This is a genomic window from Streptomyces sp. CB02923 (assembly GCF_001905005.1).
Lineage (GTDB): Bacteria > Actinomycetota > Actinomycetes > Streptomycetales > Streptomycetaceae > Streptomyces.
Genome location: NZ_LWKZ01000025.1, coordinates 374849 through 393363, shown reverse-complemented (window position 1 = coordinate 393363; position 18515 = coordinate 374849). Strand labels below are relative to the sequence as shown.

Here is an 18515-nt window from a genome sequence, read left to right as displayed (position 1 = left end):
CGGCACGGCGCGCCGGTACGCCGGCCCGGCTCGGCACCCTCTCACCCCAGGTCAGGCGCGTGCATCGCCCGTACGCCCTCGATGTTGCCGTCGAGGTAGTGGCGCAAGGACAGGGGGACGACCTCGGCCGTGGCGATCCCCACCCGCGTGAACGGCACGCGCACGATCTCGTACTGGCCGCAGGGTTCCTCGACCTCCGGCCCGTGCCGCAGGGAGGGGTCCATCGACTCCAGGGTGCAGACGAAGAAGTGCTGCACCTTCACCCCGTCCACGCCGCCGTCGCTGATGTGCTCGACGGTGTCCACGAAGACCGGGACGACATCGGTGACCTTGGCGCCCAGTTCTTCGTGGAGTTCGCGGTGCAGGGCGTCCACGACCGTGGCGTCCTCGGGCTCGACGCCGCCGCCGGGAGTGATCCAGTACGGGGCCCGGCCCGGCTTGGTGCGCTTGATCAGGACGATGTCCGCACCGTCGAGCAGGATCGCGCGAGCGGTGCGTTTGACGACTGGCCGTACGGTCATACGGGACAGATGCCGCAGCAGGGGCTCCGTGAAACCACCGTCCCACCAGTCCGTCGAGCCGCGCCCCGGGGCACGTCGCGGGTCGCCCCGAAGCCCCGGACCTTCGGCTTCCGGTTTCTCCCGATGTGCGGAATCCGGCACGTCCGCCCCACCTTCACCCCCGCGGTACCCGGCACGCACGCCCCCCTCACCCCCGCGGCGCTCGGCACGCACGCCCCCCCCCGCGAGCCCCCGCGCCCCCTCAACCTCACCAATCCACAGCGGCCCGCAAGAGCCACTCATGTGTACGGGCAATGTGCGGCAGCGCGAGCGTCCCCATGCGGGTGACCAGGAAGTACGTACGCAGAGGGGGCACCGGAGGGTCGAGCAGGGCGATGATCTCGCCGCTGTCGAGCGCCTCGGCGCACAGGTAGCGCGGCAGCACCGCCAGCCCGGCACCCGCCGTCACGCACGCCAGCACTGCCCGTAAGTCCGAGGCGATGACGGCGGCGGAGGCCGCGGCGGGCGGTGTCTCGAAGACCGAGGACCAGTACCGGGAGATCAGCGGAAGGCTCTCGTGGACCTCGACGAGCGGTACGGGGGCGAGTGCGCGCACGCCCGACGCCTGGACGACCGCGGGCCCGCCGACCCGGGCCGCCCACCGCGGAGCGGCTATCAACACGTGCTCCTCGTCGCACAGCGGCGTCGCGGTGAGCAGGGCGCCGCGCGGCCTGGTGGTGGTGATCGCGAGGTCGTGGTGGCCGTCGGCGAGGCCGGACAGCAGCTCGTCGGCGGGGCCGAAGGCGGTCCGTACGCAGAGGCCCTGGTCTATGAGCGGCGCGAGGGCCGGTAACGCGCGCTGGGAGGTGAACTCCGGCGGACCCGCGAGGTGCAGGGTGCGGATGGCGGAATCCTCGTCGAGTCCGGCTTCGGTGATCTCGGTCAGCGCGTCCAGATGGGGTGCCACCTTGTGGGCGAGCTCGTCGCCGACGGTGGTGGGGGTGACGCCGCGGGCCTTGCGGAGGAAGAGGGGTCGACCCAACTGCCGCTCCAAGGTGCGTATCTGGCTGGTCACGGCGGGCTGGGAGAGCCCCAGCAGCGCGGCGGCGCGGGTGAAGGAACCCGCTCGGTGCACCGTGACGAACGTGCGTAATAAAGCGAGGTCCATCCGTACCTCCCTCCGATCCCGCGAAGTCGGCGACCGCCCAACTATAAATTTGTCGATAGGGCTGTGTCGCCAGCGTGATTGGACACTGACGCTGAGTCAACTAGCCTTGTCTGCGCGGTTCGGAGTGCTGCGAACCGGGGCTGGCAGGGTGCCGAGGGGGGATACCCTGCCAGCCCGCTTTACGTAGGGGGCACCGGCAGAGGGGTATCGGTCGAAGGGCATCGGTACGGGGCGGCCGGTACGCGGCGGTGCCACCGGCCGTCAACGACAGCCCGGCCGGCCTTGACCGCAGCCGCAGCCTCAGCCTCAGCCGCCATCCCCCGCCGCGAGCGCCGCGTCGAGTGCCCTCGTCACGTCCGCGATCAGGTCCGCCGGCTCCTCCACACCGACCGAGAAGCGGATGAAACCTTCCGGCACCGCGTCGCCGCCCCACCGGCCGCGCCGCTCGGCGGTCGACCGTACGCCGCCGAAGCTGGTGGCGTCGTCGACGAGCGTGAGGGCTTCCAGGAAGCGTTCCGCGTGCGCGCGGCCGGGCAGCGTGAAGGAGACCACGTTGCCGAAGCGGCCCTCGCGCATCTGCCGTACGGCGACCTCATGGGCGGGGTCGGACGGCAGGCCGGGGTGCCGCAGGCCCGCCACTTCGGGCCGCGCGCGCAGCGCCGACGCGAGCGCGAGTGCCCCGGCCGACTGCTGGCGCACGCGCAGGGCGAGCGTGGCGAGCGACCGGTGGGCCAGCCACGCCTCCATCGGGCCGGGGATCGCGCCGACGGTTTTGCGCCATATCCGTACGGAGTCGGCGAGTGCCGGGTCGCGGGTGGTGACGTAACCGAGGAGTACGTCGCCGTGGCCGGTCAGCGCCTTGGTGCCGCTGGCGACGGAGAAGTCGGCGCCGAGGTCCAGAGGGCGCTGGCCGAGCGGTGTGGCCAGGGTGTTGTCGACGGCGACCAGGGCGCCGCGCGCGTGCGCGGCCTCCGCCAGCCGCCGGATGTCGCAGACGTCCAGGCCGGGGTTGGACGGCGTCTCGATCCACAGCAGCCGGGCGCCGTCGAGCACGTCGAGCTGTGCGTCGTCGGCGGTGGGGGCCGTACGGACCTCGATGCCGTAGCTCTCCAGGCGCTCGCGGACGGCGGGCAGCAGCTGGTATCCGTCGCTCGGGAGCACGACCGCGTCGCCGCTGCGCAGGGTGGCGAAAAGGACGGCCGAGACGGCGGCCATCCCGGAGGCGAACGTCACGGTCCGCGCGGGCTCGTCCGGGGACTCCAGGCCGCCGATGGCCGCTTCCAGCCGGGTCCAGGTGGGGTTGGACTCGCGTCCGTACGTGTACGGGCCGGTGGCGTCGCCCGGCAGGTGGTAGTGCGCGGCGAAGACCGGTCCGGGCAGGGAGGGTTCGTAGGCCTCGGCAGCCGGGAGACCGGCGCGTACGGACCGTGTGCTGTCGCCTGTCATGCGGGTCTCTCCTCGGTGAATGCGGGCGTGGGGCATGGCTGTGGGCGGGGGCCCGCTTCGGACCGGGCCGGAAGCCAAAGGCCGGGCCGAAGCGGCCCCAGCCGCCCGCGACGGCCCTTCCCTACGCCGGCGGACTGTCCTCCGGCAAGACCCCCTCCGCACCGAGGGCGGCCCGCACCGCCGTAAGCAGGCCATCGCTCGCGGCCTCGACCATGTCCAGACACTCCTCGAACCCTGCCATACCGCCGTAATACGGGTCGGGAACGTCCAAATCGTGGGAGCGCGCCCCTACACGCATGTCGCCGGAGGGCACTGTTACATCACTTACGCCACCTATGTCACCGGTGGCCACCATCGCGCCGAGGCGCACGGCCCCTCCCGGAGACACTCCTCCCGGAGACACTGCCGCGTCGTACGCGCGCAGCAGCCGCACCTTGTCGGCGTCCCGCGCGGTGGGCGCCAGCCGCCGCAGATCACGCAGATGACCTTCGTCCAGCGCGATCACCAGGTCGAGGGTGTCGAACCACTCGGCACGGAACTGGCGGGCGGTGTGGTCCTCCTCGTACCCGGCGGCGCGGAGGACGGCGACGGTCCGGGGGTCGGCCCCGTCGCCTTCGTGCCAGCCGCCCGTACCGGCGCTGTCCACCACGACCAGCCCGTCGAGGCCGGCCTCCTCGACCCGGGCGCGGAAGACGGCTTCGGCCATCGGCGAGCGGCAGATGTTGCCGGTGCAGACGAAGCAGACGCGGTACGGGGCGGCAGCCCGCGTGCGCGCCGGGCGCGGTATCGCAGCGCGCACCGGTCAGTCCTCGTCGTCGGGCAGCACCATGTGCATCGCCCAGGAGACGATCGAGATGATCACGCCGCCCAGTACGGCGGTCCAGAAGCCCTGCACGTGGAAGGCGAGGTCGAACTTCTCCGCGAGCCACGAGGTGAGCAGCAGCATCAGCGCGTTGATGACGAGCGTGATGAGGCCGAGAGTGAGGATGAAGAGCGGCAAGGACAGCAGCTTGACCACGGGTTTGACGACGAAGTTCACCACACCGAAGATCAGCGCGACCAGTACCAGCGTCAGCGCCTTGCGGCCGGTGTTCTCACCGGTCAGCGTGATGTCCTTCAGCAGCCAGATGGCCACGGCAAGCGCCGCGGCGTTGGCGATCGTCTTGACCACGAAATTCTTCATGGTGAGATCGTCGCAGACGATACGGACTCTCCGAGGGGCACGAACGGCATGAAGGCTTTCAGGCTCGACGAACTGGAGGCGGAGCGGGCCGCCAACGACGGCGCGTATCTGCAGTTCCTGCGGGAACGGAACATGTCGGTCGGGCTCTACGCCCTCGACGCCGGCAGCACCGATCCGCAGCTGCCGCACAAGCAGGACGAGGTGTACCTGGTCGTCAGCGGCCGGGCGGCGATCACCGTCGGTATGGAGACGACCTCGGTGGCGCGCGGCAGCGTGGTGTACGTACCCGCCGGAGTGCCGCACAAGTTCCACCACATCAGCGAGGACCTGCGGGTCATGGTGGTCTTCTCTCCGCCCGAAAGCTGAGGCGCGCGCTTCCGGACCCGTAGGGGACGGTTCAGGGGAGGGCCGGGGCCGCGCGGCCCCCGTTCCGCCGTGCGCCGCCCTAGCATCGATGGTGCAGGGGGGAACGGAGCATCGGGCCCCGGGCCCGGGGCACCGGGAAGGACCAGCAGCACCGGCGTCACCAGCACCGGCGTCACCAGCACCATCCGTTCGATCCGCACGACCCGCGTGATCAAGGCGCAACATAGACATACGACCGCAAACGCGAAGAATACGCAGAAAGCAGGGCAGAGTAATGGCCGGCAAGGGGACGTTCGCAGGACTTCCGTGGTGGGTGACGTGGGTCGCGGTGCCCGTCGTCCTCCTGGTGGTGTTCGGCAGCCTGATCGCCAGCGCGGTCGGCTTCCTGATCGGCCTGCTCTTCAAGGTCCTGATAGCGGTGGCACTGATCGCCGGTGTCGTCTACCTGGCGCGCAGGCTCAAGGGCTCCTCGTCCTCCTCGTCGCGGAGCGACTGGTGACCGAGCGGTACTCCGGAGCCCGGATCCGGTCCTGCTGATCGCGGCTGTCCTTCCCGGTTCCTCCGCTCCGCCCGTCCGGGCTTCCTGCCCGCGCTACCCGCTCTACATGAGCTACTTGCGCTACCTGCCTCGGACGATCGGCAGTGCCGTTCGCGTAGGCCGGCACCGGTGACGCCCCGCCCCGAAAGGGAGCGGGGCGTCACCGTTTTGCCGCCGCGCCGACCGCCGTTCCTCCCGTCGTTCCTCCTGCCGCTCCTCGCGTCATTCGCACTGCCGAACTCCCTGCCGAACCCCCTGCCGCCCCGAGCGGCCGAGTTAGAGTGCGGGTCGCAGGCGTCTTCCGGATGGTGACGTTCCGGAAAATACCGAGTGGGGCACGACCGGGCCGGGCGTCGACGATGGGGCCCCTGGGAGACGCGGGCGCAGCGGGAGCGGCTCCCGCCGCCGGGGCCGACCCGCCCCGGTGACCCGACCAGGGGGGTTGGCGTTGGCAATGGTGAACGGTGAATCCGTTTCGCACCCTACTTTGATCGGCTCGGTGCAGCGGGCGCTGCGGCTGCTGGAGGCGGTGGGCTCGCACTCCGCCGGCGCGCCCGCCAAACAGCTGGCCAGGGAGGCGGGGTTACCGCTTCCGACGACGTATCACCTGCTGCGGACGCTGACACACGAGGGCTACCTGCGGCGCGAGAACGGGGTGTTCGTCTACGGCGAGGCCGCCGGGTCCATCGGGCGTGCGGGCGCCGAACGTCTGCGCCGTACCGAGATGGGCGACACGCTGGCCTCCGTGGGCAAACGGATCGACGCCGCGGTCTACTTCGCCGTCTACCGTGAGGGCGAGGTGGAGGTGGTGGCTGCCACCGCGGATCCGCAACGGCCGCCGGTGGAGGAGTGGGTGGACTTCCGGGCCACCGCCCACGCGCACGCGATCGGGCAGTGCCTGCTCGCACAACTCGACGAGCAGTCCAGGAAGGATCACCTGGCCCGTCACCCGGTGCGGTCGCTGACGCCGCACTCGGTGCGGTGCGAGGACGACCTGCTGCACCGCCTGGACGCCGTGCGCCGCGCCCAAGTCGCCTATGAGCAACAGGAATATGCCTTGGGCACAGTATGCTCGGCGATTCCGATCCAGGTGGGCTCGGCGGCCGCGACCGTGGCGATTTCTCTTCCCGCGAGCGACGCTCAGCGCCTACACTGCGTTACCGATCGACTACGCAGGATGGCGGAGGCGACCCTGACAACACTCGCTTTCTCTATCAGTATCTGAAAAATCACTCCTTGTGATCCGCTTGCACGTGACAGACGATGGCGTCAATGGGGCCAAGAGGGACGATTCCTGGCCATCTCCGACCAAGTACGGGGCAGAGGTTGATGACCGACACAGTTCAGGCAGAAGTGATCATGAGCTTCCTCGTGTCCGAGGAGCTCGCCTTCCGTATCCCGGTGGAGCTGTACTTCGACCGCGCGGACCCCTACGCGGTCAGCTTCACCTTCGACCTTCCCGGCGATGTGCCCGTGACCTGGGCGTTCAGCCGGGAGCTGCTGCTGGACGGGCTGAGCAAGCCGTCCGGTGAGGGCGATGTGCGCATCGAGCCGTCCTCCTCCGAGCACCTCAGCGATGTCTTCATCGGCCTCCACGTCGCCGATGAACGCGCGCTGTTCCGCGCCGGTGCCGCGCCGCTGGTGGCCTTCCTCGACCGTACGGACCGACTCGTACCGATCGGGGAGGAAGAGGTGTGCGACACGCTCGACTCGACATTGGACCGGATTCTTTCGGAGGCGCAGAAGGCGGGGTGAACGGTGGCCGCTCCGGCCGGTTCAGCGCTTACGGCGCCGCTTGCCGCTGCCGGCGCCCCGCCCCGCACGCCGTCCCGCGCTCCGCCCCGTACGACGGCCGTCGCTCCGGACCGTGTCGCGCCCCGTCTCCGCTCTCTTCCCCGTGTCCCGGTCGGCGGAGACGACCAGTGTGGCCAGCAGTGTGGTCAGCGGTACGGACGCGACCAGGCCGATGCTGCCCACCAGCGTCCGTACGACCTCCTCGGCGACGACCTCGCTGGTGGCGACCGTCCCCACGCTGCTCTGTGCGATGGTGAACAGCAAAAGCAGCGGCAGTGCCGCGCCCGCATAGGCGAGCACGAGCGTGTTGACGACGGACGCGATGTGATCGCGCCCGATCCGCATCGCCGAGGTGTAGAGCTTGCGCCGGCCCGCCGTCGGGTCGGCCTCCTTCAGCTCCCAGACCGCGGCGGTCTGGGTGACCGTCACATCGTCGAGCACGCCCAGCGACCCGATGATGATGCCCGCCAGCAGCAGCCCCCGGATCTCGATGTCGGGGTACAGGCCGTGCACCAGCCCGGTCTGGTCGTCGGTGTTGCCGGTCAGCAGCGCCCACCCGATGAAGAGGGAGCCGAGCAGGCCGATCAGCAGCAGTGAGGCGAGCGTGCCCAGCACGGCGACGGACGTACGCGCCGTCAGGCCGTGGCACATGTAGAGGGCCACCAGCATGATCGCGCTGCCCCCGACGATGGCGACCACCAGGGGGTTCGACCCTTGGAGGATGGCGGGGAGGATGAACAGCGTCAGCACCCCGAAGCTCACGACCAGCGCGACCAGGGCGAGCACCCCGCGCAGTCGCCCGACCACGACGACCGCCGCGGCGAAGATCGCGGCGAGCACCCACATCGGGAAGCTCCGGTCCACATCGGCGACCGAATACTGCAGGTCCTTGGGCGCCTTGGGCGCGTACGCGACCACGACCCCCTGACCGGCCTCGTAGTGCCGCGTGGCGTCGGGCGTCACGATCGACTCGAACCGCCGGCCCGTGTCCTTCCCGGTGGTCACCTCGATGACCGCCCGCTCGCAATGCTGGGGCTGCTGCGGGCCCGTGGGGGAGGACGGTTGCTGCTGCGACGGTTGCTGTTGCTGCTGGGCGTGGACGTCCGCGCAGTCCACCTCCTCCACCTTCACCACCTTCGCCTTCTCGGTCGGCTGGTCGAAGCCGACACCGGACGGCTTGTGGCCGGGCGCCCCGCCCGGCCACAGCACGACCAGCCCGGCCAGGACCGCGGCGGCGAAGGGGATCAGCACCGCGGCGATCACCTTGCGCAGATGCCGCGATACGGGGGCTGCGGGGCCGTGGCCGTGCCCATGGCCATGGCTGTGCCCGTGCCCGTGACTGGGCTCGTGGGCACGGGCATGAGCAGGGTCGTGTCCGTCTCCGGGGCCGTGCCCGTGTAGGGGGCCGTGGCTACGGCCATGGTCGTCCGGCGGGCCGGAAGCAGAGGTGTGCGCGGAGTGCGGAGGCTCGTTGCTGGTCACCGCCCGATCATCGCAAGAACTGGCAGGGCCCCCTGTTCACCGCGCCACGCAGGCCGCTACCGTGGTGGCACCTTTGCAATCGCGGGAGCTCGGAGCACCGGGCTGAGAGGGCGCTGACCCCCGTACGGAACGTCCGGCCGAAGCCGGGAACGCCGATACGGACATCGCTGCGTCGACCGCCGAACCTGTTACCGGGTAATGCCGGCGTAGGGAGTGGGTCTTCATGACTCTGCAGGATGCACGCACGCCCGAAAACGGCCAGGACTCCGCCAAGGAGATCGGCTGGCACAAGGGCTACCTCTCCGGATCGCGCCCCGACCTGCGGGTCCCGGTCCGGCGTGTGCACCTCACCAACGGCGAGGACGTGACGCTCTACGACACGTCAGGGCCGTACACCGACCCCAACATCGAAAACGACGTCCGCCGCGGCCTGGCGCCGCTGCGGGAGAACTGGATCATCAGCCGCGGGGACACCGAGGAGTACACGGGCCGCCCGCCGCGGCCCGAGGACGACGGCCTCAAGCACACCTCGCCGCGCGGCGGCCTGAAGAACCTCGACGCGGTCTTCCCCGGCCGCCCCCGGCAGCCGCGCCGGGGCCGGGGCGGCGCCGCGGTCACGCAGCTCGCGTACGCGCGGCGGGGCGAGGTCACGGCGGAGATGGAGTACGTCGCGATCCGCGAGAACGTCTCCCCCGAGTTCGTACGGGACGAGATCGCGGCGGGCCGGGCCGTACTGCCCGCCAACGTCAACCATCCGGAGATCGAGCCGATGATCATCGGCAAGAACTTCCTGGTGAAGGTGAACGCGAACATCGGCAACTCCGCCGTCACCTCCTCCATCGAGGAGGAGGTGGAGAAGATGACCTGGGCGACCCGCTGGGGCGCCGACACGGTCATGGACCTGTCCACCGGCCGCAACATCCACACCACCCGCGAATGGGTGCTGCGCAACTCCCCCGTCCCCATCGGCACCGTCCCTCTCTACCAGGCACTGGAGAAGGTGGACGGCAAGGCCGAGGAACTGTCGTGGGAGGTCTACAAGGACACGGTCATCGAGCAGGCCGAACAGGGCGTGGACTACATGACCGTCCACGCGGGCGTCCTGCTGCGCTACGTCCCCCTGACGGCGCGCCGCAAGACGGGCATCGTCTCGCGCGGCGGCTCGATCATGGCGGCGTGGTGCCTGGCGCACCACAAGGAGTCGTTCCTCTACACCCACTTCGAGGAACTCTGCGAAATCCTCGCCTCCTACGACGTCACGTACTCCCTCGGCGACGGCCTGCGCCCCGGTTCCATCGCGGACGCCAACGACGAGGCGCAGTTCGCGGAGCTGCGGACGCTCGGTGAGCTCAACTCGACCGCCAAGCGGCACGGCGTACAGACCATGATCGAGGGCCCGGGACACGTCCCGATGCACAAGATCAAGGAGAACATCGACCTCCAGCAGGAGATCTGCGAGGAGGCGCCGTTCTACACGCTCGGCCCGCTGACCACCGACATCGCGCCCGCGTACGACCACATCACCTCCGGGATCGGTGCGGCGATGATCGCGTGGTGGGGTACGGCGATGCTCTGTTACGTCACGCCCAAGGAGCACCTGGGCCTCCCGGACCGGGACGACGTGAAGACCGGCGTCATCACGTACAAGATCGCGGCCCATGCGGCGGACCTGGCCAAGGGGCACCCGGGCGCCCAGGAGTGGGACGACGCCCTGTCCGACGCGCGCTTCGAGTTCCGGTGGGAGGACCAGTTCAACCTGGCCCTCGACCCGGACACGGCCCGCGCCTTCCACGATGAGACGCTCCCGGCGGAGCCGGCGAAGACGGCGCACTTCTGCTCCATGTGCGGCCCGAAGTTCTGCTCCATGAAGATCTCCCAGGACATCCGGCGCCGGCACGGCGGGGACCTGGCGGCCGACCCGGGGGCAGAAGCGGATGCGGAGGCGGGCATGGCCGAGAAGTCACGAGAGTTCGCGGCTGCGGGGAACCGGGTGTATCTGCCGATTGCGGAGTGAGGTCCGGTGTGATGATCGGACTGTGACGTCCCGGCGCAGTCCCGGGAACTCGCGCTGGTTGTCCACAAGGGCCGGCATACCCGGGACCCTGGCTTCCGGCGTGAGCCCGGAACTCTGGCTTCCGGCGTGCGCCCGCGCCCCTTGGTTCCGGCGCTACCGTGCAGCGACGAGCGGGCCCGAAGCCGCAGCCATTGCCTGCGACTTCGGGCCCGCTCTGCGCGGTGACATGCGGGTCAGCGATGCAATGCGTACCTCGGCGCTCCCTCGGGCCCACGCCGACTTGGCGGATTCATCCCCGTTCGAGCAGCCCGCAGCCCGCCGACCGTACGTCCCGCCTCACCCCAACCCCATCCTCAACCCCAGCCCCAATAAACAGATTTCACCCCACCAGGGCGTACCGGACGCACGCACCGCGAGGGCCCGGTATCCGGACCCCCGCGGCACATACGCGGGTGATGTCTGTGATGCGGGCGCTATTCAGGATGGTGGTCGGGGCCACCGTAGTCGGGGCTGGTGAAGTCCGGGCTGCTGAAGCGGGGTCGGGGAGCGGCGGGCGGGCCGCCGTCCGGGCTGGTGAAGTCGGGCCGTGAGTAGCCCAGGGACGGGATACGGCTGCCGCCGTCGACACCGCGGCCCGGTACGTACCGGGCGGTGCCGTGGCCGTTGACGCCCGCCGGGTCGGCCAGCGCCTCGCGCAGGAACGGCAGTATGCCCCGCTCCAGGAGCGCCTGCCGCCAGGCCTCCCGGGCGAGGTCCACCTCCCGGGCCCGGCCGCTGCGGCCGTCACCGGTGCGTGGGGCGCGGAGCGAGGTGGAGCCGTTCCGCCAGGCCGCGAGGACCAGGCTCGCCATGGCGACGAGGGCCCCCGCGGCGGTGATCGCCGCGAAGACCCAGCCCACGCTGATCATGGGCTGGGCGGCGGACGGGTCGGTACCGACCGTCCGCAGGACGTACCCGATGGCCAGGAACAGGACCGCGGCGATCCCCGCCAGTACCGGGGCCAGTACCGCGAGCATCGCGGCCAGTCCGGCACCGGCCGGTTCCGCGACCTCGCTCATCGTCGTGGCGAGGTCGATCCCCGGGCCGCCCGCGGAAGCGCCTTTCTCCTCACGGCCTTCCACGCCGCCGGCGTCCGGTGCGGGTGCCGGAGCGCGCAGCTCATCGCGGAGCCGTACATAGTGTCGGTATTCGGCCGTCGCGCATGCGGCGATGGCCGATGTGGCGCTGAGCGCCATGGTGCGCAACTGCTCGGTGTTGAGGTGCTTACCCGCCGCGGAGGTCATTTCCGGTCGGTATTCCGCGGTGCGCAGCGCCTCGTCGAGGAGCCGCGCGAATTCCGCGCGATCCTCGCTCAGCAGGTGCGGAGCGCTGTTCATGTGCATCCCCCGATGCTCCGTAGGGCCGTACAGGCCGGCGTGGGCCGGGCAGTGGGCGGAAACGGAGGAGAGCCTGCTACGGATAGACCGATGGTAGAGCGCCTCCGGCACGGGGTGACAGGGTGTTTGCGGAAATAGGGACCGCTCCTGCCCCGCTGAGGCCCCGTTGCGCCACTTCCCTACCTGCCGCTACCCCTGCCCGGATAACGGTCAGGCAGTCAGGGGGAGTTGGACGACCAGTAGTTTTCCGGCCATGGTGATCCCGCCGTCCATGGCGATGGCCAGCCCGTCCGCGTAGACGTGCGGGCCGTCGACGGCGACGCCCTCCCCCTCGTCGTCCTCGCCGCCGACCTCGCCGAGCAGGTACGGAATCGGGCTGTGGCCGTGTACGACGCGCTCGCCGCCGTAGGTGTCGAGGAGTTCGCGTACGGCAAACGGGCCCGCTTCCTCGTCGCGGAAGGCGAACCGCTTGGTGAACTTGCGGAACAGGTCCCAGACCTCGTCGGCCTCGCTGCGCGTGAGGACGTCGTGGACGGTGTCGTTGACGTCCTCGATGGAGTCGCCGTACTCCAGGTAGGCCGTCGTGTCGGAGTGTACGAGCAGGTGCCCGTCCTCCTCCGAGACGGCGTCCAATCGGGCCATCCACTGAAGGTGATGGTCCTGGAGGCGGTCCATGTCGGTCTTCTGGCCGCCGTTGAGGAGCCAGGCCGCCTGGAAGGACGCGGTGCCGGCGCCGGACTGGACCGGGGTGTCGCCGAACCGCTTGGCGCCGAGCAGCAGCAGTTCGTGGTTGCCCATGAGGGCCTTGCAGTAGCCGCCGGCCGCGGCGGCCTCGGCGGACAGCTGCATGACGAGGTCGATGACGCCGATGCCGTCCGGGCCGCGGTCGGTGAAGTCGCCGAGGAACCACAGGCGGGCGTTGCCGGCGGACCACTGGCCGTTGGCGTCGATGAGGCCCTCGGCGGCGAGCGCGTCGCGCAGCTCGTCGTAGTAGCCGTGCACGTCACCGACGACGTACAGCGGGCCGCCGCCCTCCTGCTGCTCGGAGACCGGCAGGGCCGACTCGGGGACCGCCGCCAGGTCGACGGTCGGGCGGTCGATGAGGGTGTCCGTACGGGTGACGGGCGGGAGGTCCGTACGGCCCTCGGTACGGCCGGGGCCGCCGGCCGAGGCGCCGGCGCCGATGACCGGGAGGGAACGCTCGGTGGGCGTGTACTCGGGAGGCATGCCGTGCGGGACGGCAGGCGCACCCACGGACGCCGGAGGCGCCGACGGCTGCGGGGGGACCGCGGGCGCCGGGAACACCGGCGGAGCAGGCGGTCGTGCCGGAGCCGGAGGTTGTGCCGGCATGGTCCGCACCATGGGTCCCACACTGGCCCCCTGAGTCATCGACCCCTCCACCATCGCGCCGCCGTGCACCTCGCGGACCTTGCCTGGTCGACGGCGGTCCGTGGTGTCGTGCGCCCATCATAGGAATGCCGCTCGCGGGTTGTGACGCACCCGGGGGTGGTCAATCGCTCGGCGCCCGGTGTTCGCTGCCGTTTTCTCCGGGATCCACCCGATTTTATCCCGGGGTGCGGGATGCCGTGCGGGCGGCACGGCGACGGCAGTCGGCGGTACGACGTGACGAAGTGCCCTGGGGCGCGCTTCGGCGTGGCGTCGGTTGGATGGGGGTGGGGCGGCCAGGGGGCCTGGTGCGGGGTGGGCTGCTGAGGGCCGGCCGTCTCCCCACAAGCCTCCGGCCGTGCGGACGCGATATACGCGTCCGCACGGCCGCTCGAACGTGTGACGGTCGGACCGGGGGCCCGGTGGACCGGCGGCCTCAGGCCCCGGACGGTCCCCGCGGCGGACTGACGGTCGTCCGTGTGGACCTGCGCTGGGAGGAGGTCCGCACGATCAGATCCGTCGGTATCACCTGCTCGACCGGACGCCCGCTGTCCAGCCCTTCGATGGCGTCGATGAGGAGCTGGACGACGGCGGTGCCGATCCGGCGGGGCTTGAGCGAGAGGGTGGTGATCGGCGGCTCGGTCGTGGCGTAGACCGTGGACTCGCTGCAGCAGACCAGCAGCAGGTCCTCGGGTACGCGCAGCCCGTAGCGTCTGGCCGCCGCGAGCAGATCGGTGCCGTTCGGGTCGAACAGGCCGTACACCGCGTCCGGACGGTCCGGACGCGCCAGCAGCCGGTCGGCGGCCACCGCGCCCGCACACGGGTCGTGTGCGGGGTAGGACTCGTACACCGGGTCCTGTCCGACGCGCTCGCACCAGCGCAGGTACGCGGTGGTGGAGAGCCGGGTGTAGGTGTCGGTGGTGGTGCCGGTGAGCAGGCCGATGCGGCGGGCGCCGGCGTCGGCCAGGTGGTCGAGGAGGCCGAGGACGGCCGCTTCGTGATCGTTGTCGACCCAGCCCATCACGGGGAGGGTTCCGCCGGGGCGGCCGTCGGAGACGACGGGGATGCCGTGCCGTACGAGCTCGGTGACGACGGGATCGCCGTCGGCCGGATCGATGACGACGGTGCCGTCGAGGGCGACGTTCGACCAGACGTCGTGGCGGGAGGTCGCGGGCAGGATGACGAGGGCGTACCCGCGGGCGAGGGCTGCCGAGGTGGCGGCTCTGGCCATTTCCGCGAAGTACGCGAATTCGGTGAAGGTGAAAGGTTCATCCCCGTATGTGGTGACGGTCAGGCCGATGAGCCCTGACTTGCCGGTACGGAGCGTGCGGGCGGCGGCGGAAGGGCGGTAGCCCAACCGGTCGGCCACCTCGCGGACGTGGCGACGGGTGGCATCCGGAAGCCGGCCCTTGCCGTTGAGCGCGTCGGAGACAGTCGTGATGGATACCCCGGCTGCGGCGGCCACGTCCCGGATGCCTGCCCGCCCCAGCCGGCGACCGGTAGACCGGCTCACCTGGTGCTTCCCTGCTGCTGTCATGGCGAGCCGATAGTAGGGCTCGGGCGGTCCTTTCGCGGGGCGCTTCGTGCAGGAGTGGAAAGGCACGTTTCTGCATGGCAAATCGACCCCTGATCCCTATGAAAACAAGGGGGTTGGGTGGGTGCACCGGCGAGTGGTCGGGGAACGTTGGGAGTCGCCTGCCGATTGGTCCAGGTCTCGAAGAGGTCTCAAGTCACCTTCACGAGGGATGCGCGCCACGGCGCGAGCCACCGGCGCGTGACGCAGGGAGTAGCGCTCCCCAAGGGCTGTGCGCGGTCGGAAGAGGGCTTGGGCGATCTTCTGGCGGGGTGGTGCGGTGAGGCTGTGGAGTTTCCCCGGCAGGCCCCCGGCAGGCCCCCGGGACGGCTCTCGGACGGCCCTCGGCGGCATCCGTATCGGCCGGGGCCTACGCCTGGCGGGGCAATCCTCATAAGGTGTGCAGTATTGGAGACGGACGGCACGGTCGAGGAGGAACCTGCGGTGAGCGAGAAGAGCCCGAAGCTGCGCGCTGCGCTGGACGGCATCCCCACCTACAAGCCCGGAAAGCCGGCTGCGACGGGCGGTCCCGTCACGTACAAGCTGTCCTCCAACGAGAACCCGTACCCGCCGCTGCCCGGCGTCCTGGAGAGCGCGGTGGTCGCGGCCGGGGACTTCAACCGTTACCCGGACATGGCCTGTACGGGGCTGATGGCGGAGCTGTCGGAGCACTTCTCGGTGCCCGTCGAGCACCTGGCGACGGGCACCGGTTCGGTGGGTGTGGCCCAGCAGCTGGTGCAGTCGACGGCCGGTCCCGGCGACGAAGTGATCTACGCGTGGCGTTCCTTCGAGGCGTACCCGATCGTCACCCAGGTCGCCGGCGCCACGTCCGTCCGGGTGCCGCTGACCTCCGGTGAGGTGCACGACCTGGACGCCATGTACGCGGCGATAACCGACCGCACCCGGCTGATATTCGTCTGCAACCCCAACAACCCCACCGGCACCGTCGTCCGCCGGGCGGAGCTGGAGGCGTTCCTGGACCGGGTGCCGAGCGACATCCTGATCGTTCTGGACGAGGCGTACCAGGAGTTCAACCGCGACCCGGACGTGCCGAACGGCCTGGACCTCTACCGGGACCGCCCCAACGTCTGTGTGCTGCGGACCTTCTCCAAGGCGTACGGGCTCGCCGGGCTGCGGATCGGCTTCGCGGTGGCCCACGAGACGGTGGCGGCCGCGCTGCGCAAGACGGCCGTGCCGTTCGGCGTGAGCCAGCTCGCGCAGGAAGCGGCGGTGGCGTCGCTGCGCAGCGAGGGCGCGCTGATGGAGCGGGTGGACGCGCTGGTCACGGAGCGGGCCCGGGTCTGCGAGGCGCTGACCGCGCAGGGCTGGACGGTCCCCGAGACGCATGCGAACTTCGTCTGGCTGCGGCTCGGCGACCGTACGGTCGACTTCGCGGCGGCGTGCGAGAAGGCGGGCGTGGTGGTGCGCCCCTTCCCGGGCGAGGGTGTGCGTGTGACGATCGGCGAGACGGCGGCGATGGACCTGTTCCTGCAGGCGGCCGAGCAGTTCCGCAAGGAGCTGTGACCTGCGCGAAGCTGTGATCGGCACGGGTTTGTGAGCAGCTTTGTGAGCAGTTTTGTGAGCAGCGGGGAACTGTGAGCTGAGCGGGCGGGTGAGCCCGCTCGGCGGATCGCGCGCGGTCGGGGGCACGCCTGCTCGGCGGGGCGCGCGCTTGATTGGTCACGTCTGTTCGGCGATCACGTCTGTCCGGCAATCGTGCGCGCTCGACGCGTGCGCGCTCGACGCGTACGGGATCGCCGCCCCGCACCGTGTCCAGCGCGCGCGGGTCGCCGTCCAGGCGGCCGAGCACGTTGCAGGGGGAGGCGGGACTCGCCTCCCCCTCGACATGGGTGTGGGGCCGTAGGGGAGCGCGGGGCTGGGCGGGATCTCGCCGAGGGCGCCGGTCAGCTGACCGGTGGGCCACGAGAGGCGGCTACGCATCTCCATGGCGCCGAATACAACAATTCGTTGAAGCGTGCGGGGAGAGTCCGCGCGTGCTTTTTCCGGGCGTGACCGCCATCACGCACCCCCCATCAAGGACGGGAATCAGCCATGGGTGATAATTGCTTGTGAATGTGAACGCGTTCACAAGCCCGCCCTTTATGTACCGCTTCCATCGGGACAAACCAGGGCGAAGCAGCCGTAGACAGCACACGGCGACGTAAGGAGAGACCCGACGTGGACCTGGCGTTGGCGCCAGAGACCCTGGCGCGATGGCAATTCGGCATCACGACCGTCTACCACTTCCTCTTCGTCCCCCTCACGATCTCCCTTGCCGCCCTGGTGGCCGGGCTGGAGACCGCATGGGTGCGGACGGGCAAGCAGCAGTACCTCAAGGCCACCAAGTTCTGGGGCAAGCTCTTCCTGATCAACATCGCGATGGGTGTCGTCACCGGCATCGTCCAGGAGTTCCAGTTCGGCATGAACTGGTCCGACTACTCGCGGTTCGTCGGTGACGTCTTCGGCGCCCCGCTCGCATTCGAAGCGCTCATCGCCTTCTTCTTCGAGTCCACGTTCATCGGACTGTGGATCTTCGGCTGGGACAAGCTGCCGAAGAAGATCCACTGCTTCTGCATGTGGATGGTCTCGATCGGCACGATCCTGTCGGCGTACTTCATCCTCGCCGCCAACTCCTGGATGCAGCACCCGGTCGGCTACAAGTACAACGCCGCCAACGGCCGCGCCGAGCTGACCGACTTCTGGAAGGTGCTGACCCAGGACACCACGCTCGTCGTCGTCTTCCACACGCTGACCGCCGCCTTCCTGACCGGCGCCGCGTTCATGGTCGGCATCGCCGCGTACCACCTGATGCGCAAGAAGCACGTCAAGGTGATGCGTACCTCGCTGCGGCTCGGCCTGGTCACCCTGGTCATCGCCGGCGCGCTCACCGCGATCAGCGGCGACCAGCTCGGCAAGGTCATGTTCCGGCAGCAGCCGATGAAGATGGCCGCCGCCGAAGCGCTGTGGGACAAGGAAGGCCCCGCGCCGTTCTCCGTCTTCGCCTACGGCGACGTGGACAAGGGCCACAACAAGGTCGCCATCGAGATCCCCGGGCTGCTCTCCTTCCTCGCCCACAACGACTTCTCCACGCCGGTCCCCGGCATCAACGACGTCAACAAGGCCGAGCAGCAGAAGTACGGGCCCGGTGACTACCGGCCCAACATCCCGGTCGCCTACTGGGGCTTCCGCTGGATGATCGGCTTCGGTATGGCCTCGTTCGCCATCGGCGTGGCCGGGCTCTGGCTCACCCGGAAGAAGTTCTGGCTCGCGCCGGGGCTGCGTACGGGGGACGAGGAGCCACCGAACCTCGCGCTCACCAAGAACAAGGTGCTCGGCGCCCGCCTGAGCAAGGCGTACTGGTCCCTGGCCTTCGTCACGCTCGGCTTCCCGCTCATCGCCAACTCCTGGGGCTGGATCTTCACCGAGATGGGCCGCCAGCCCTGGGCCGTGTACGGCGTCCTGAAGACCTCCTCCGCGGTCTCCCCGGGCGTCTCGCAGGGCGAGGTGCTCACGTCGATGACCGTCTTCACCCTGCTGTACGCGGTGCTCGCGGTCATCGAGGTGAGGCTGCTGGTCAAGTACGTCAAGGCCGGGCCGCCGGAGCTGACGGACGACGACCTCAATCCGCCCACCAAGATCGGCGGCGACCACGCGGACGCCGACCGGCCGATGGCCTTCTCGTACTAGGG

16 protein-coding genes and 1 pseudogene are annotated in these 18515 nt (G+C 70.0%); 7 read left to right on the top strand and 10 right to left on the bottom strand.

Annotation, left to right across the window (positions count from 1 at the left end):
• Positions 1-41: 41 nt before the first annotated feature.
• From A6A06_RS29910 to A6A06_RS29890, 5 genes are all read right to left on the bottom strand, one after another.
• Positions 42-521, bottom strand: coding sequence for an NUDIX domain-containing protein (locus tag A6A06_RS29910; RefSeq protein WP_073765274.1), 480 nt, complete (start codon positions 519-521; stop codon positions 42-44).
• Positions 522-768: 247 nt separating this feature from the next.
• A complete protein-coding gene (locus tag A6A06_RS29905; protein ID WP_073765272.1) occupies positions 769-1668 on the bottom strand; it encodes a LysR family transcriptional regulator in 900 nt (299 codons plus the stop codon).
• A gap of 306 nt (positions 1669-1974) precedes the next feature.
• Positions 1975-3114, bottom strand: a complete 1140-nt coding sequence (locus tag A6A06_RS29900) for a cystathionine gamma-lyase (protein WP_073765270.1) — start codon at positions 3112-3114, stop codon at positions 1975-1977.
• A gap of 121 nt (positions 3115-3235) precedes the next feature.
• Positions 3236-3820, bottom strand: a complete 585-nt coding sequence (locus A6A06_RS29895; RefSeq protein ID WP_079194479.1) for a low molecular weight protein-tyrosine-phosphatase — start codon at positions 3818-3820, stop codon at positions 3236-3238.
• Between the two features lie 96 nt (positions 3821-3916).
• The gene (locus A6A06_RS29890; protein WP_073765268.1) at positions 3917-4297 is read right to left on the bottom strand and encodes a phage holin family protein; all 381 of its coding nucleotides are present in this window, start codon (positions 4295-4297) and stop codon (positions 3917-3919) included.
• Between the two features lie 48 nt (positions 4298-4345).
• Here A6A06_RS29890 and A6A06_RS29885 point away from each other — a divergent pair, with 48 nt between their 5' ends.
• From A6A06_RS29885 to A6A06_RS29870, 4 genes are all read left to right on the top strand, one after another.
• Positions 4346-4663, top strand: a complete 318-nt coding sequence (locus tag A6A06_RS29885) for a cupin domain-containing protein (protein WP_030022922.1) — start codon at positions 4346-4348, stop codon at positions 4661-4663.
• A gap of 274 nt (positions 4664-4937) precedes the next feature.
• On the top strand, positions 4938-5162 hold the full coding sequence (locus A6A06_RS29880; protein ID WP_030022921.1) for a DUF5326 family protein: 225 nt from the start codon (positions 4938-4940) through the stop codon (positions 5160-5162).
• Between the two features lie 493 nt (positions 5163-5655).
• On the top strand, positions 5656-6426 hold the full coding sequence (locus A6A06_RS29875) for an IclR family transcriptional regulator (protein WP_073765266.1): 771 nt from the start codon (positions 5656-5658) through the stop codon (positions 6424-6426).
• A 104-nt stretch (positions 6427-6530) separates the two neighbouring features.
• Positions 6531-6956, top strand: a complete 426-nt coding sequence (locus tag A6A06_RS29870; protein WP_073765265.1) for an SsgA family sporulation/cell division regulator — start codon at positions 6531-6533, stop codon at positions 6954-6956.
• 21 nt (positions 6957-6977) lie between these two features.
• On the opposite strand, the gene A6A06_RS29865 is transcribed toward A6A06_RS29870, so the two are convergent.
• Entirely contained in the window at positions 6978-8477 is a 1500-nt protein-coding gene (locus A6A06_RS29865) for a YibE/F family protein (protein WP_073765263.1), read from the bottom strand.
• A 223-nt stretch (positions 8478-8700) separates the two neighbouring features.
• On the opposite strand from A6A06_RS29865, the gene thiC reads away from it, so the two are divergent.
• Positions 8701-10491: a phosphomethylpyrimidine synthase ThiC gene (gene thiC / locus A6A06_RS29860; RefSeq protein WP_073765261.1), complete on the top strand. Its 1791-nt coding sequence runs from the start codon at positions 8701-8703 to the stop codon at positions 10489-10491.
• Positions 10492-10964: 473 nt separating this feature from the next.
• Here thiC and A6A06_RS29855 read toward each other — a convergent pair whose 3' ends face one another.
• The 3 genes from A6A06_RS29855 to A6A06_RS29845 form a co-directional block, all read right to left on the bottom strand.
• A complete protein-coding gene (locus A6A06_RS29855; protein ID WP_073765259.1) occupies positions 10965-11873 on the bottom strand; it encodes a hypothetical protein in 909 nt (302 codons plus the stop codon).
• Positions 11874-12077: 204 nt separating this feature from the next.
• Positions 12078-13271, bottom strand: a complete 1194-nt coding sequence (locus tag A6A06_RS29850) for a metallophosphoesterase (protein ID WP_073765967.1) — start codon at positions 13269-13271, stop codon at positions 12078-12080.
• Between the two features lie 418 nt (positions 13272-13689).
• Positions 13690-14790, bottom strand: a complete 1101-nt coding sequence (locus A6A06_RS29845; RefSeq protein WP_030178622.1) for a LacI family DNA-binding transcriptional regulator — start codon at positions 14788-14790, stop codon at positions 13690-13692.
• Between the two features lie 480 nt (positions 14791-15270).
• Here A6A06_RS29845 and hisC point away from each other — a divergent pair, with 480 nt between their 5' ends.
• Complete coding sequence (gene hisC / locus A6A06_RS29840; protein WP_073765965.1) at positions 15271-16350, top strand: histidinol-phosphate transaminase; 1080 nt, start codon at positions 15271-15273, stop codon at positions 16348-16350.
• Between the two features lie 214 nt (positions 16351-16564).
• Here hisC and A6A06_RS44035 read toward each other — a convergent pair.
• Positions 16565-16698: pseudogene (locus tag A6A06_RS44035) on the bottom strand (cyclophilin-like family protein); the annotation flags it as partial.
• Positions 16699-17004: 306 nt separating this feature from the next.
• Here A6A06_RS44035 and A6A06_RS29835 point away from each other — a divergent pair.
• A complete protein-coding gene (locus tag A6A06_RS29835) occupies positions 17005-18513 on the top strand; it encodes a cytochrome ubiquinol oxidase subunit I (RefSeq protein ID WP_073765257.1) in 1509 nt (502 codons plus the stop codon).
• Positions 18514-18515 lie beyond the last annotated feature (2 nt).